Consider the following 13,592-nt stretch of genomic DNA (forward strand, 5'->3'; position numbering starts at 1 on the left):
GTCGATCTCAGCACACGCCCCGATGTCACTCCGCGGTGGCGGTCGCCGTCGGATCGGACGACGGTGCGTAGCCGCCCGACGCCGTCGATCCGGTCGCACGTTTCCTGTCGTCGAAGACGAGCATGCTGCCGCCGTAGCAGGCGACCCACACCTGGTGCGTCGCGTCGTCGTAGGTGATCCCGATCGGCGACGGATCGGTCGGCACGTGCTGGACCACCTTCATGTCCGAGGTGCTGATCTTGCTCGCGGATTTGCCGAAGTAGTTGACGACATACAACGCGGTGCCGTCCCGCGAGATGGTCATGCTGCGTGGTTCCGGTCCCGAAACCACTTGGGAGACAACCTTGTCCGTGCTCGTAGAGATCTTGTAGACGCGGTTGGTGCCGCTGGCGGCGAGGTAGAGCGACTTGCTGTCGGGGGACAGAACGAGATGCCGTGGGCGGTTGACGTCCATGATCACGTGGTGTTCGCCGGTGTCCAGATCGACCCGGAAGACCTTGTTGCCGTACATCGCCGCGACGTATGCCGTCTTGTTGTCCGGCATGATCACGATGCCGCGAGGCTGCGCCGCGAGCTTGATCACCTTGGTCTGTTTCGCGCTCGCGCGGTCGATGATGCTGATGGTGAAGTCACACCAGTTGCTGATCACGACTTTGCGCTGATCCGGTGTGATCGCAACGTACTTCGGCACCGCGCCGACCTCGATGGCTTGGTCCCAGGTCTTCTTCGCGACGTTGTAGCGGTAGACGAATCCGTTGTCGAAGCCGCTCTTCGGCGAGCACTCGTCGGTCGCGAAACCCTTGAATCCCGGGCCGGACATCACGTAGTTGGAGACGTAGGCGTACTTCGCGTCCTTGGTCCACGCGGCCTCGACCGGACCACCCTTTGCGACGCCCTGATGCTCCGGGAAACCGAACTTTGACAGGTCGATCGAGTCCGGGACCCGTTGGAGCAGTTGGTGCGTCCTGCTGTCGTAGATGGTGATCGAGTGGCTGTAGATCATGTTGTTGGCGAGCACCAGGCCCTGTCCGCTCGCGTCGACCGACTTCGGTGTGATGCCCCCGGTGAAGCGGTCGATCCGGCGCAAGCGGGTGTCCGCCGACAGAGCGTCCTGCCGCACCTCGGGCTGCGCCGTCGAGGCATCGGTGGCCTGCCCTGTCGCGGAGGAGAACTGAGTCGTGTCCACTGCTTGTGCCGGGCCGGGGTCGACGACCTGCCAGAGTGCGACCACCGAGGTGACGAGCGCGGCGACGACCAGCGCGACGACGGCGAGTGCGACACGTCGGCGGCGTACGTAGACCTGCTCCTGACGCCAGTGGGTTCGCTCGCCCATGAAAGGAGGGTATGGCGAGCAGACTGCGAACCCGCGGATATCCGGGGTCGGCGAGCCGCCCCGGAGGCGATGTTCCGTCGTGGAGAGCCGGTTCTAGACTGGATTCCGGCTCGACCAGAGTCGTTCCCGATCCGAGAGTCCGCGATGCGAGCAGCAAGCTATTCGTCCTATTCGCAAGACAATTCGAGCCTGACGGTCGGTGAGTTGCCGGACCCGAAGGTCGCACCCGGGGCAGTGCTCATCGAGGTGAAGGCTGCCGGCGTGAACCCGGTGGACTGGAAGGTCATGGCCGGCTACCTGGACGGTCTGATGGACGCGGTCTTCCCGGTGATCCCGGGCTGGGACGTCGCAGGCATCGTGCGGGCAGTGGGCCCGGACACGCCCGAGTTCGCCGTGGGCGACGAGGTCTACGCCTACGCGCGCAAGGAATCGGTGCACGGGGGTACCTTCGCCGAGCTGGTCGCGGTGCCGGCCGGAGCAGTCGCGCACAAGCCGGCCTCGCTCGACTTCGAGCAGGCCGGTGGCCTGCCGCTGGCCGGTCTGACCGCGCTGCGCGCGCTGACGGCCACCGACATGTTACCGGACGGCGCCGGCAGGACGGTGCTGATCCATGGTGCGGCCGGCGGGGTGGGTAGCGCCGCCGTACAGATCGCCGTCGCGGCCGGTGCGCGTGTCATCGGGACCGCGTCGGACCGGAATCACGACTACCTGCGCGAGCTGGGCGCCGAGCCGGTGACGTATGGCGACGGGCTCGTCGACCGGGTCCGCGGACTTGCACCGAACGGTGTCGACGCGGTGGTCGACTTCGTCGGCGACGTCGAGGATGTCACTCTGGCGGTCCTCGCGGAGGGTGCCAAGCACGCATCGATCGCGGATGCCTCGGTGACGGCGAACGGCGGCGACTATCTGTGGGTCCGACCGGACCACGACGGCCTGGTCACCCTCGCGAAGCTCGCCGATGCAGGGAAGCTGACCGTCGAGATCGCCCGGACGTTCGGCCTCGACGGAGTCGGTGCGGCCTTCGATCTCAGTCGCGAGGGGCACACTCGCGGCAAGGTGGTCATCGTTCCCTGAGGACTCCGGTCATGGCCGGTTTGATCGCCTTGAGCCAGAAGCGTTTTCGCGTTGCCCGGAAGGGGCCGCCGGCCGCCGGACCGCTGTCGTGCAGTTGGAGCAGCTCGTCGGCATACCGAGCGACGGTGAAGTCCTCCGGGACGTCCCACGGCACCAGCTGCACGTAGGCGACCAACGCCGCGATGTCGGCGAAGGCGTAGTGCCCGACCGTCTCTGCACCGTCGACGACATCGAGTCCGGCGTCGCCCAGCTCCTGCCGGAAGCGTCGGTAGTAGACGTGTGGGGCGCTCGGTGGCATGCCGAACGCCGTTCGTACCTCACCGAATTCGTCACCGCCGACCTGCTGGGTGAGGAAGACGCCGCCGGGTGACAGGGTGCGCCATACCTCCGCCGCGTCGTAGGCCTCATGGCGATTGAGGACCAGGTCGAAGCTGTCGTCGGCGAACGGCAGGTGGCTGCCCGTCTCGTCCGGGTCGGCGCCCACCACGCCAATGTTGTATGGCGCCAGGCGATTTCGCGCGACACCGATGTTGGGGAGCCAGCCTTCCGAAGCGACCGTGCGACCCGGGAGCAGGTCCGCGAAGCGGGACAGGAACTCTCCGCCGCCGGTGCCCATGTCGAGCACGCGGGTGGCGGAGGACAGCGCGGCACGCCATACAGCGGCGAGATCCCAGGGCTCCGGCGACTCCGACATCCGGCCCTCGAAGGCACTGAAGTCCCAGCCGTCGGGCTGGGCGCGTTCCTCGGCGGCCCACGCCTCGATCAGGTCCCGCTGGTCAACCATCGTGCTACTCCTTGACGCGCACCATGCCCTCTTGCGCGACGGAACAGATCAGCTTGCCGTCCAGGGCGAAGATCTTGCCGAGGCCCAGACCACGACCACCCGAGGCGGACGGCGACTCCTGCTCGTAGAGGACCCAGTCGTCGATGCGGCCCGGCCGGTGGAACCACATGGCGTGGTCGAGGCTCGCGGGGCGCAGCCGCCGATCGGCCCAGACCAGGCCATGCCGGCGCAGCACCGACTCCAGCAGCGAGTAGTCCGACGCGTAGGCGAGGACGGCCGCGTGCAGCAGCGGATCGTCGGGCAGCGCCGAGACGGCCTTCATCCAGACGTTCTGGTGTGCGGCGTGCTGTCGCCCGGGCACCAGGTAGAGGGCGCCCTCGACCGTGCGGACGTCGAGCGCGCGCCGCTTCCAGTGGTCGACGGCGGGGTGGTCGATGCCCTCGAGTTCCTCGGCCGTCGTGCGCACCCGGTCCGGGTCGGGCACCGACGGCATCGCCGCCTGGTGGTCCAGGCCGTCGGCGGGTTCCTGGAAGGACAACGTCCCGGAGAGCAGGGTCTTGCCGTACTGCATCGCGTAGACCCGGCGGACCGAGAAGGAATTGCCGTCGCGCAGGTTCTCGACGCCGAACTCAATCGGGTGCTGCGAGTCGCCCGGCCGGATGAAGTAGGCGTGCAACGAATGGATCGGACGGGTGGCGAAACCGGCGCTCGCCACGGTGCGCCCGGCGGCGATCACGCTCTGTGCCAGCACCTGCCCGCCGAAGGCACGGCCGTGCGGCGTTTCCTGGCTGCGCCCGGAGAAGAGCTGCAGGGTGCGCTCGCTGAGGTCCATCTCCGGTGCACCGTCCGGCGCGGTGATGACCGAATTGGAGCGCGCTTCGCCCACGGAGCGCAGGTCGAGCACGTCGAGCAGGTCGTCGACGGGTGGCAACGGGGTGGTCGAATCGTCGGAGGTCACCCGGTGAGCGTAACGATCGACCTGGGACCATGACGGCATGCCTGCCCGCCCCCGCCCCTATTACGTCGACGTTCCGTTGCGCTGGTCCGACATGGACGCCCTCGGCCATGTCAACAACGTGCAGTTCCTCCGCCTGCTGGAGGAGGCACGCGTGATCGCGTTCGCGCAGTGGTTCGAGTCGGTCGAGACCGGTCCCGACGGCCGGCCGCCGCTGCTGATCGCTCGCGCGGAGATCGACTACCTGCGCCAACTGCACTGGCGCAAGGAACCCATCGTGGTCGCGATCTGGGTGTCCCAGCTGGCCGGCGCATCGTTCGACACGAGTTACGAGGTGCGTTCCTCGCGGGAGCGGGATGCCGAGGTGTATGCCGTGGGCGAGACGACCCAGGTCGTCTTCGACATGGCGACGCAGCGACCGGTGCGCATCGCCGCCGAGCACCGGCCGCTGCTCGAGGCACATGTCGGTCCGCCGGTGCAGATGAAGCGCCGGCCCAAGGGGCACGCGTGATCCTGCACCTCGCCGACGCCGAGACGCGTGCCGATCTCGTGACGTATGTCGGCCGTGCGCGGCAGCTGGACTCCGACGGTGCGGTCCGGTTGCAAGCTGTGGGTGGGGTGCTCGCGGTCTGGGTCGGCGTCCTCGGCGGGCAGGGTCTGACCGGCGCCGGTACCACTCTCGGGCTGCGGACCGTCCCGCTGGCGCAGCCGGCGCAGCTGGACGTCGTGGTGCCGCTGGCGGGGCTCAGCGATCGCTTCGCCCGCGCGGGCAACGACACGGAGTTGCCGGTGCCACCCACCGAGGTGCGCGCCGGGTGGGCCTCGGTGTCGCCACCGCAGGGTGGCTGGGTACCGGTTGGCGAGATCGCCGCTCAGACTCTGAAAGACGCTGCCGCACAAGGGATTGCCGAGATCACAGCCGGTGCACCGGAGGGCTCCGGAGCTGCCGCGGTCGACGGTTTGCGCCGTCGGGTGTGGGGCCGGTCGATCGCCACCTCCGGTGGCATCGACGGACTGCCGGCTGCGGTCGCCTTCGCGTCATACACGCTGGGCTTCTTGGTCGGCGACACCGCGCAGGTGTATGCCGCCGGCCGCTGGCACCGGCTCACCACGCCGGCGGGTCACGTGTTGGTGCGTTAGGTCTCGATACGGCCTCGCCTGGCGGCTCGCCCTACCCTTCGATACGCCCGCTCGTCCCTCGCGGGCTACTCAGGACGTCGCTCGACCCGCATTGTCAGCCAGACGGCCGTGTCCGTCGGGACCTCGAGACGCTCGTTCCTCGCTCCTCGGCCACCGAGTGCGGGGGAGCTGGCGACGAGAACCTCACTGCCCGCAGGCAATTCGAAGGGGCTGTCGCCGAGGTTGAGGATCACCCGCACCGTGGTGTCAACGCTGCTGATGTCGTATGCGACCACATCCGGGCCGAGGTCGAGCTGGGTCGCCGAGCCCTCGCCGAGACCCAGCTCCCGGCGCAGCCGCAGCAGCTCGCGGTAGAGCTCCAGCGTGGAGCCGGCGACACCGTCCTGCTGGTCGACGGCCAGATCGCCATACGACTCGGGCTGCGGGAGCCAAGTGTCGTCACTCGGTCCGAATCCGTAGGACGGAGAGTCCTTTTCCCACGGCATCGGGATCCGGCAGCCGTCGCGGCCCGCCTCCTTGTGCCCCGTGCGCGCGTAGGTCGGGTCCTGCCGTACCTCGTCCGGCAGCGTGGTGTGCTCCGGGAGTCCGAGTTCTTCGCCGTAGTAGACGTAGGCCCCACCTGGCAGCGCCAGCATCAAGGTGGTGGCGGCGCGTGCCCGGCGCAGTCCCAGTGCGGCGTCCGGCTGCGGGTCGGTCGCGAAGATGCCGTTCGGGCGCGGCTTCCCGACCGGCAGCGCGAGCCGGGTCGCGTGCCGCACGACGTCATGGTTGGACAGCACCCAGGTGGTGGGGGCACCGACCTCGTCGTTCGCGGCATAGGAACGGGCGATCGCGTCGGTCAGGTCCTTCGCCCGCCAGGGGGTGACCAGGAAGTCGAAGTTGAAGGCCTGCTGGAACTCGTCGTCGCGCACATAGCGCGCCGCGCGTTCGGCCGGCTCGACCCATGCCTCGGCGCACATCGCACGCTGACCGGGGTAGGAGTCGAGGATCTTGCGCCACGCCCGGTAGATCTCGTGCACACCGTCCTGGTCCCACATCGGGGGCGGTGTCTGATCCTCGGTCATGTCGAGCATGTTCATCGGGCCGCTCCAGTCGGGCAGGCCGGTGGCCTTGACCAGTCCGTGCGCGACGTCCACCCGGAAGCCGTCCACGCCGCGATCCAGCCAGAAGCGCAGGATGTCCTCGAACTCGCTTCGTACGACAGGGTTTTCCCAGTCGAGGTCGGGCTGCTTGCGGTCGAAGAGGTGCAGGTACCACTGGCCCGGCGTCCCGTCCGGCTCGGCCACCCGGGTCCACGCGGCGCCACCGAAGACGCTCTGCCAGTTGTTCGGCGGCAGCTCGCCGTCGGCGCCCGTCCCGTCGCGGAAGATGTAGCGCGCGCGTTCGGGGGAGCCCGGTGCCGCGGCGAGTGCGGCTCGGAACCAGGCGTGCTCGTCGGAGGTGTGGTTCGGCACGAGGTCGACGATGACCCGCAGGTCGTTGTCGTGCGCGACTCGGATCAGCTCGTCGGCATCCGGCAGCGCGCCGAAGAGCCGGTCCACGTTGCGGTAGTCGGCGACGTCGTACCCGGCATCGGCCTGGGGTGAGGTGTAGAAGGGCGACAGCCAGACCGCGCCGACCCCGAGCGACCGCAGGTAGGGGAGTCGGGCGGTGATGCCCGGCAGGTCACCGATGCCGTTGCCGTCGGCGTCCGCCCAGGAGCGCGGGTAGATCTGGTAGATCACCGCGCTGCGCCACCACTCGCCGTCGGGGTGGGCTGCGTGCACAAGGGTGTCAGTCGAGCGGGTCACCCGATCCAGTGTGCCGATTCGGTATGGCGAATGCACATCCTGCGCGTCCGCGGCCTGGCCGCTATTTCTTGTTCCAAGCGAGCATTGCCTTCCACGGACCGGTCGTTCCTACGGCGCGGATCGTAATCGTGGCCGAGCTGCCCGGCTTCGGGCCGGCAAGACTGGCGTCTCCCGTGGCCCCATTCCCGCTGTCCGGCCAGTAGTCGAACCAAGTGCCACGGACTTCGGGATCCCGGCCAGGCGGCAACCATGCGTACGGCCCGCCCATGCTGGCTGGGAGTCCTGAGTAGTCGAGCCGTTGGACCTTTCCATTGACCAGGACCTGGAAACGTCCGGTGCTGCTCGGCGCGACCATGAAGGTAGCGCCACGGGCCATCGACGCCGGCACATGGACGGTCTTACTGGTGGGCGTATCGCCGGTCCCTGAGAAGTGCGCGTCGTGCTCTCCATCCTGGGACGGGCTCAGCGACTGCGGCTTCGGGTTGAGCGTCCGTGTCTTCATCGGGTAGTCATCCCAAGCAATCTGGGTGTAGATGGCGATCGGCGCCCTTGAGATTGCTGGGGTCGCGTCGGTGACAATCCATGCCTTGTGGTTCTCGCCGGACTTGGCGGGTCCCAGGAGGGAACCGCCGGAGCCGCACGACGCGAACAGGTTGCCCGTTCCGCGAAGTTGTATATCGATGTAATCGGCGGTGTTGTTATCTCCGCCCTTACCGAGGATCGCCGAACTGTCGCACACGACGTACACAGTCGATCCGACCTTCGGCAGGTTGACGCTCACCGCATTCGTGGCCGGTGACGCGTTGTTGGGGTCAGCGACCTTCCGCACTGGCACTTCGACGATGTCGGTGAGTTTCAACCCGCGCGTGTACGCCGCGTAGTGCGTGTGGAACTTCTTGTTCAACTGCGCCGGCGTCAACGCCTTGTCGTGCCCGATCGACTGCACGCCGATCACGGCCACGATGGCCATGACGGCCGCTGCGACGCCGGCGATGACTGCGGTGCGAACCCGCTTGCCGTGCTCGCGCTTGCGATGCGCCCCTGCCAATAGGCGGGCCGGATCGGGGTGGGGGATTTCCTCGGCATACGTGTGGAGAGCGTCGCGCAACTCGTCTGTCGTATAGGTCATGACTGCCTCCCGGCCTGATCCGAGATGTCGGTGCTGACGCGCAGGGCGGCGAGGGCTCGCGACGCGTGGGATTTCACCGTGCCCGGGCTGATGCCCAGGGCCTCGGCGATGTCGGCTTCGGAGTAGTCGTGGAAATAGCGCAGCACGACGACCGCCCGTTGTTTCGGTGGCAGCTCGGCGAGAGCGCGCACGATGTCCGCGCGTGCGGCGACGGTGGCGCTGCTGTCGGGCTGATGTTGTTCCGGCAGTTCGCCGGTCGGTACCTCGCCGCGCCACTTGCGGCGCCAACCACGGGCGAACTCGTGCACGATGATCTTGCGTACGTATGCCTCGGGCTGCTCGGTGTGCTCCCACTTCGGCCACGCCTTCGCCAGCGCGGTCTGCACCAGATCCTCGGCCGCCGCGTGGTCGTGGGTCAGCAGCATGGCCGTCCGCACGAGTGACGGCCCCCGAGCCGTCACGAACTCGGTGAAGCCTGGCGGCTCCCGTCGGATTCCCCTGATCATGTTCTGTCAGAGCAGGTGAAGGGGCGAGTCGGTTGTCACGACACCGAGACTCACTCCTCCCAGCGGTTCACCATCGAGTAGGCGGCGCGGGTCAGGTAGTCGCGCAGCATCGCGTCGTGCGTGGCGTCGAGTCCGAGCGTGTCGACGGCGTTCATCATGTGCAGCAGCCAGCGGTCGCGCTGGTCGGGGGTGACGGCATACGGGACGTGGCGCATCCGCAGCCGCGGGTGGCCGCGCTGTTCGCTGTATGTCGTGGGCCCGCCCCAGTACTGCTCGAGGAAGAGCCGCAGTCGGTCCTCGGCCGGGCCGAGGTCCTCCTTGGGATACAGCGCGCGCAGCGGTTCGTCCTTGGCCACGCCGAGATAGAACTCGTGCACCAGTCGCTGGAAGGTCTCGTGCCCGCCGACCTCGTCGTAAAAACTCACCGGCCGATCCTCTCAGGTCCCGATCGTGGGCCCGTATGGCGGCAGCTGTGGCCCGCGGATCCCGGCCTCGTCGAAGGCCATCTTGGCGCGCTCGCGGATCTCCCGTGCCACGCCGTACTGCTCGTTCGGCACGCAGGTGGCGATGATCCGTAGCGTGACAGCGCCGTTGGCCATGGATTCGACGCCGGCGACGACCGGCTCCTCCAACAGCTTCTCCTTCCAAGGAGATTCGTCGTCGACCTCGGCGGCGACCCGGCGCAGTACCTGCAACGCCTTCTCGGTGGGCTGGTCGATGCCGATCGGGATGTCGACGAAGGTGGTCGCGTAGCCCTGCGACTTGTTGCCGATGCGCAGAATCTCGCCGTTGCGGACATACCAGACGACTCCCTGTGCATCCCGCAGGCGCGTGACGCGCAGGGTCACCTCCTCGACCGTGCCGATGGCCTCACCGGTGTCGATGACGTCACCCACGCCGTACTGGTCCTCCATGATCATGAAGATGCCGGACAGGAAGTCCTTCACCAGGCTCTGTGCACCGAAGCCGAGTGCGACACCACCCACCCCGGCGGAGGCGAGCAGCGGCGCCAGGGGGACACCGAGCCGCGCCATCACGGTCAGCGCGGTGATCCCGAAGATGAGGATCGTGGCGACCGAACGCAGGATCGACCCCATCGTCGCCGCACGCTGCTGACGTCGTTGCGAGTCCAGACCCGTGGCCTGCCGCAACGCTCGCCCGGCCCGGCTCGAGCGCTCCGGCGTCTGGCGGTTCTCCATCGCGCGCACCGCGCGATCGATGGCGCGGACGACGAGCCAGCGCAGCACGATGGCGCCGATGATGATGCAGAGGATCATCAACGGCGCGCCCACGGCCCAGTCAACGGTCGACTGTTTGTCGGTGGCAGCAAATCGCAGTGGCATGGGCCCATCATTACGGCCTGCCGCCATGGTCTGGCAAACCGCCTCTGACAGACTGCTCCCATGCCCGAAGCCCCCTCCGAAGCACTCGCTCGTCTCGCCCGCGCTCACGGCGTCGCGACCGAATACTGGGACTGGCGTGGCAAACACGTCACCGTCGGCGCCGACACCATCCGTGCCGTGCTGGCCGCGATCGACGTCGACGCCACGGATGACGCCGCGGCCGAGCAGTCGCTCGCCGACAAGGAACTCGAGCCGTGGCGCCGCGTCCTGCCGCCGGTCATCGTCATGCGGGAGAGCTGGACGCCGTGGGTGCCGGTCCACGTGCCCGACGGTGATTCGGTTGAGGCACGAATCACATTGGAAGACGGCACGATTCGCGATCTGCAGCCGATCGATCGGCCTGCTGAGACGCGGGAGATCGACGGGTTGCCGACCAGCGAGGTGACCGTCGAGCTGCCGGGTGACCTGCCGCTCGGCTACCACCAGCTGCACGTCACGTATGGCGCCGGGAGCGACGCCGCGTCCACGATCATCGTCACCCCGGAGCGGCTGGAGCTGCCCGAGGCGTTGGCGCACGACCGCGCGTGGGGTCTGACCGCGCAGCTCTACTCGGTGCGCTCCGAGCGCTCGTGGGGCCTCGGCGATGTCGCCGATCTGGCCGAGCTCGGGACCTGGGCAGTGCGGCAGGGTGCCGACTTCGTCCTGGTCAATCCGATCCATGCGGCCGAGCCGGTTGCCCCGATGGAGCCCTCGCCATACCTGCCGACGACGCGGCGCTTCGTCAACCCGCTCTACATCCGCGTCGAGGAGGTCGCCGAGCTCGGCTATCTGTCCGCGGCCCAGCACCAGCTCGTCGAGTGGCACAGCGACGACGCACGCCGACTCAACGCGCTGGAACACCTGGACCGCGACGGCAGTTGGCAGTCGAAACAGGCCGCGCTGCGGATGATCTTCCGCACCGAGAGCACCCACCGCCGGCGTCGCGACCTCGAGAGCTTCATCGAGCGCGAGGGTCAGCCACTCATCGACTTCGCCACCTGGTGTGCGATCGCCGCCGACCGGGGGACCGAGTGGCCGAGTTGGCCGGCCGAGCTGCACGATCCGCGCAGCGAAGCGGTCGCCAAGGAGCGCGACCGGCTGTCCGAGGACGTCGACTTCTACTGCTGGATGCAGTGGGTCGTGCAGTCGCAGTTCGTCGACGCGCAGCGCGAATTGCGTTCTGCCGGAATGTCGCTCGGCGTCATACACGACCTTGCCGTCGGCGTGCACGCACGGGGAGCCGACTCCTGGGCGCTCGGTGACGTCCTTGCGAAGGGCATCGAGGTCGGCGCTCCGCCGGACGACTACAACCAGCTCGGACAGGGCTGGAGTCAGCCGCCGTGGCGGCCGGATCGACTCGCGGAGACCGGCTACCAGGCCTATCGCGACCTGCTGCGCACCAGCCTGCGTATGGCGGGCGGCCTGCGTGTCGACCACATCCTCGGGCTGTTCCGGCTGTGGTGGGTGCCGGAGGGCAAGAAGCCGCTCGAGGGGACCTACGTGCGCTACGACCACGAGGCGATGGTCGGGATCCTCGCACTGGAAGCACACCGCGCGGGGGCGGTTGTCATCGGCGAAGACCTTGGTACCACTGAGGATTGGGTCCGCGACTATCTGTCCGACCGCGGCGTGCTCGGCACGTCGGTGCTGTGGTTCGAGCGCACCGACGACGGCAAGCCGCGTCCGCCGGAGACCTACCGCAGTCTCGCCCTCGCCAGCGTCACCACTCACGACCTGCCGCCGACGGCGGGCTACCTGCAGGGCGAGCACATCAACGTGCGCCACGAGTTGGGGCTGTTGACCCGCCCGTTGCAGGAGGAGCAAGAGGTGGACCGGGAGCAGCGTGACGCGGTGCTGGACGAGCTGCGCTCACGAGGGCTGCTGCGCGCCGGCACATCGGTCGACGACCAGGTCGACGCGCTGCACAAATTTCTGACCTGGTCGCCCAGCAAGTTGCTCGGTGTCTCGGTCAACGATCTCGCCGGCGACGTCCGCACCATCAACCAGCCGGGCACCGACGAGGAGTACCCCAACTGGCGGCTGCCGATGAGCGGGCCGGACCGGAAGCCGACCACGCTGGACGACCTGATGGTGTCCCGCCGCGCAAAGCGGTTGATCCGTGCGGTGACCCGTCGCGGCGACCGCTGAGCGACCTCCGGTTCGACAGCGTCAGCGGCGAGTAACTGGCGACAGTAGCGAGTTTGTCGGCAGCAGCGGGCTATTCGTCCAGCGCGTGCTGGAGGTAGGTGTCCAGCAGCGCGCCCAGCCGCCTCGCGTCGGGCTGCTGCCCGCGTGTCACCGCGTCGAACGTGAGGCCGTCGGTGACGGCGAGCAGGAGTTCCGCCTCCTTGCGGGCCACGGCCGTCGTGATGGTCATATCGGACCGCTCGGCCGCGGCCCGGAACGCCTCGGCGAGTTCGGCGCTCACCCGATCGAGGGTGCGGCGTTGGATCTCGGCGAGGTCCGGCGACGTCGCCGCGCGGGCCGCGAACGCGACATACACCTTCGCCTCGTGCAGACGCGGCTCGTCCAGGGGGAGTAACTCGCGCAGGATGGCCGCGAGGTTGCGGCGTATGTCGGTGCCGAGCTGGACCTCGGAGATGCGCCGCTCGGTCACGTCCACGACGTGCCGGAACGCAGCGGCGAGCATCTCGTCCTTGCTGCGGAAGTGATGTTGGACAGCGCCGATCGAGACTCCTGCGGCGGACGCGACCTCGCGCACCGTCGCCGCGTCGAGTCCCTCTGTCGCGATGATCGAGCACACCGTCTCCATCAGATGGGTAGCGGCAGGGGACGACGCTCTTGACGAATCGCTCATGCTGTCTACCATACAAACGTATGGAACAATACAAGCGTATGGTTCGACGAGTAAGCGCGATGGGGATCGCCTCGGTCGTGTTGTTGGCCATCCAGCTCGCTCAGGTGCGGCTCGGCTGGAGCGGTACGACGACGGCGTGGGTCTACGCGGTCGTGCTGCCGGTGAATCTTGCTCTCACCCTTGCGTTTCCGGGCGGCAAGGCTGCGGTGGTGCGATTCGCCCAGCGATGGATCGTCAATCCGCCGGTACGCCTGCTGCTGCATCTCGGCGTGATGCCGTTGGGTTATGCCCTGCTGGAGACGACCGGACGTCGGTCCGGCAAAGCACGCCGGACGCCCGTCGGCAACGGGAGACAGGGTGGCACCTTCTGGATCGTCGCGGAGCACGGCAGGCGTGCCGGTTATGTGCAAAACATCGTGCGCGATCCGCAGGTCCGGATCCGGATGCGGGTCGGCCTGCGGTTCCGGTGGGTCGACGGTGTTGCCACGCTGCGGCCCGATCTGGATCCGGTCGCCGTGCAGCGGCGGCTGTCGGCGTGGCACCCGCTGCGCGCGTTCAACGCCATACAGGTACAGGTCCTGGGGAGCGAATTGCTGGTGGTGCGTGTCGATCTCGGTGAGCGACAGAGCGGCGGCGCGCCGCAGAATGCGACGCGCCGCCGTGTACCGGCCTCCTGACGAC

Annotated in this window: 14 protein-coding genes; 5 read left to right on the forward strand and 9 right to left on the reverse strand. The window is 68.1% G+C overall.

What is annotated here, in order from left to right:
* Positions 1 to 25 precede the first annotated feature (25 nt).
* The gene (locus tag ACZ50J_RS06550) at positions 26 to 1,333 is read right to left on the reverse strand and encodes a YncE family protein (RefSeq protein WP_464300460.1); all 1,308 of its coding nucleotides are present in this window, start codon (positions 1,331 to 1,333) and stop codon (positions 26 to 28) included.
* A 144-nt stretch (positions 1,334 to 1,477) separates the two neighbouring features.
* Here ACZ50J_RS06550 and ACZ50J_RS06555 point away from each other — a divergent pair, with 144 nt between their 5' ends.
* Positions 1,478 to 2,407, forward strand: coding sequence for an NADP-dependent oxidoreductase (locus ACZ50J_RS06555; RefSeq protein ID WP_464300461.1), 930 nt, complete (start codon positions 1,478 to 1,480; stop codon positions 2,405 to 2,407).
* Here ACZ50J_RS06555 and ACZ50J_RS06560 read toward each other — a convergent pair.
* Positions 2,394 to 3,191: a class I SAM-dependent methyltransferase gene (locus ACZ50J_RS06560; RefSeq protein WP_464300462.1), complete on the reverse strand. Its 798-nt coding sequence runs from the start codon at positions 3,189 to 3,191 to the stop codon at positions 2,394 to 2,396. The genes ACZ50J_RS06555 and ACZ50J_RS06560 overlap by 14 nt on opposite strands.
* Positions 3,192 to 3,195: 4 nt before the next feature.
* Complete coding sequence (locus ACZ50J_RS06565) at positions 3,196 to 4,149, reverse strand: acyl-CoA thioesterase (RefSeq protein WP_464300463.1); 954 nt, start codon at positions 4,147 to 4,149, stop codon at positions 3,196 to 3,198.
* A 37-nt stretch (positions 4,150 to 4,186) separates the two neighbouring features.
* Between ACZ50J_RS06565 and ACZ50J_RS06570 the strand changes: the two genes are divergently transcribed.
* Positions 4,187 to 4,657: an acyl-CoA thioesterase gene (locus ACZ50J_RS06570; RefSeq protein ID WP_464300464.1), complete on the forward strand. Its 471-nt coding sequence runs from the start codon at positions 4,187 to 4,189 to the stop codon at positions 4,655 to 4,657.
* The gene (locus tag ACZ50J_RS06575; RefSeq protein WP_464300465.1) at positions 4,654 to 5,286 is read left to right on the forward strand and encodes a DUF8185 domain-containing protein; all 633 of its coding nucleotides are present in this window, start codon (positions 4,654 to 4,656) and stop codon (positions 5,284 to 5,286) included. The genes ACZ50J_RS06570 and ACZ50J_RS06575 overlap by 4 nt, the downstream gene beginning before the upstream one ends.
* 65 nt (positions 5,287 to 5,351) lie before the next feature.
* Here the strand turns inward: ACZ50J_RS06575 and ACZ50J_RS06580 are convergent, their stop codons facing one another.
* The 5 genes from ACZ50J_RS06580 to ACZ50J_RS06600 all read right to left on the reverse strand — a co-directional run bounded on the left by ACZ50J_RS06580 (position 5,352) and on the right by ACZ50J_RS06600 (position 10,054).
* Positions 5,352 to 7,076, reverse strand: a complete 1,725-nt coding sequence (locus ACZ50J_RS06580; protein WP_464300466.1) for a glycoside hydrolase family 13 protein — start codon at positions 7,074 to 7,076, stop codon at positions 5,352 to 5,354.
* A 61-nt stretch (positions 7,077 to 7,137) separates the two neighbouring features.
* Positions 7,138 to 8,205 (reverse strand): hypothetical protein, encoded by a 1,068-nt coding sequence (locus ACZ50J_RS06585; RefSeq protein WP_464300467.1) that lies wholly within the window; start codon positions 8,203 to 8,205, stop codon positions 7,138 to 7,140.
* Positions 8,202 to 8,711 (reverse strand): SigE family RNA polymerase sigma factor, encoded by a 510-nt coding sequence (locus ACZ50J_RS06590; RefSeq protein WP_464300468.1) that lies wholly within the window; start codon positions 8,709 to 8,711, stop codon positions 8,202 to 8,204. The genes ACZ50J_RS06585 and ACZ50J_RS06590 overlap by 4 nt, the downstream gene beginning before the upstream one ends.
* 50 nt (positions 8,712 to 8,761) lie before the next feature.
* Positions 8,762 to 9,136, reverse strand: a complete 375-nt coding sequence (locus ACZ50J_RS06595) for a globin (RefSeq protein ID WP_464300469.1) — start codon at positions 9,134 to 9,136, stop codon at positions 8,762 to 8,764.
* Positions 9,137 to 9,148: 12 nt separating this feature from the next.
* Positions 9,149 to 10,054: a mechanosensitive ion channel family protein gene (locus tag ACZ50J_RS06600; protein ID WP_464300470.1), complete on the reverse strand. Its 906-nt coding sequence runs from the start codon at positions 10,052 to 10,054 to the stop codon at positions 9,149 to 9,151.
* 60 nt (positions 10,055 to 10,114) lie between these two features.
* Here ACZ50J_RS06600 and malQ point away from each other — a divergent pair, with 60 nt between their 5' ends.
* Positions 10,115 to 12,241 carry a 4-alpha-glucanotransferase gene (gene malQ / locus ACZ50J_RS06605; protein WP_464300471.1) on the forward strand — a complete coding sequence of 709 codons (2,127 nt, stop codon included), beginning with the start codon at positions 10,115 to 10,117 and terminating at the stop codon, positions 12,239 to 12,241.
* A 70-nt stretch (positions 12,242 to 12,311) separates the two neighbouring features.
* Here the strand turns inward: malQ and ACZ50J_RS06610 are convergent, their stop codons facing one another.
* A complete protein-coding gene (locus ACZ50J_RS06610; RefSeq protein ID WP_464300472.1) occupies positions 12,312 to 12,911 on the reverse strand; it encodes a TetR/AcrR family transcriptional regulator in 600 nt (199 codons plus the stop codon).
* 38 nt (positions 12,912 to 12,949) lie between these two features.
* Between ACZ50J_RS06610 and ACZ50J_RS06615 the strand changes: the two genes are divergently transcribed.
* A complete protein-coding gene (locus tag ACZ50J_RS06615) occupies positions 12,950 to 13,588 on the forward strand; it encodes a nitroreductase/quinone reductase family protein (RefSeq protein ID WP_464300473.1) in 639 nt (212 codons plus the stop codon).
* The last annotated feature ends 4 nt before the right edge of the window (positions 13,589 to 13,592 follow it).

This window comes from Flexivirga sp. G2 (assembly GCF_055397625.1).

Bases quoted from the DNA above. Each gene is read 5' to 3' on its own strand.
- malQ (WP_464300471.1), top strand. From the start codon at position 10,115: ATGCCCGAAGCCCCCTCCGAAGCACTCGCTCGTCTCGCCCGCGCTCAC.
- ACZ50J_RS06560 (WP_464300462.1), bottom strand. From the start codon at position 3,191: ATGGTTGACCAGCGGGACCTGATCGAGGCGTGGGCCGCCGAGGAACGC.
- ACZ50J_RS06570 (WP_464300464.1), top strand. From the start codon at position 4,187: ATGCCTGCCCGCCCCCGCCCCTATTACGTCGACGTTCCGTTGCGCTGG.
- ACZ50J_RS06590 (WP_464300468.1), bottom strand. From the start codon at position 8,711: ATGATCAGGGGAATCCGACGGGAGCCGCCAGGCTTCACCGAGTTCGTG.
- ACZ50J_RS06550 (WP_464300460.1), bottom strand. From the start codon at position 1,333: ATGGGCGAGCGAACCCACTGGCGTCAGGAGCAGGTCTACGTACGCCGC.
- ACZ50J_RS06600 (WP_464300470.1), bottom strand. From the start codon at position 10,054: ATGCCACTGCGATTTGCTGCCACCGACAAACAGTCGACCGTTGACTGG.
- ACZ50J_RS06585 (WP_464300467.1), bottom strand. From the start codon at position 8,205: ATGACCTATACGACAGACGAGTTGCGCGACGCTCTCCACACGTATGCC.
- ACZ50J_RS06615 (WP_464300473.1), top strand. From the start codon at position 12,950: ATGGTTCGACGAGTAAGCGCGATGGGGATCGCCTCGGTCGTGTTGTTG.
- ACZ50J_RS06555 (WP_464300461.1), top strand. From the start codon at position 1,478: ATGCGAGCAGCAAGCTATTCGTCCTATTCGCAAGACAATTCGAGCCTG.
- ACZ50J_RS06610 (WP_464300472.1), bottom strand. From the start codon at position 12,911: ATGAGCGATTCGTCAAGAGCGTCGTCCCCTGCCGCTACCCATCTGATG.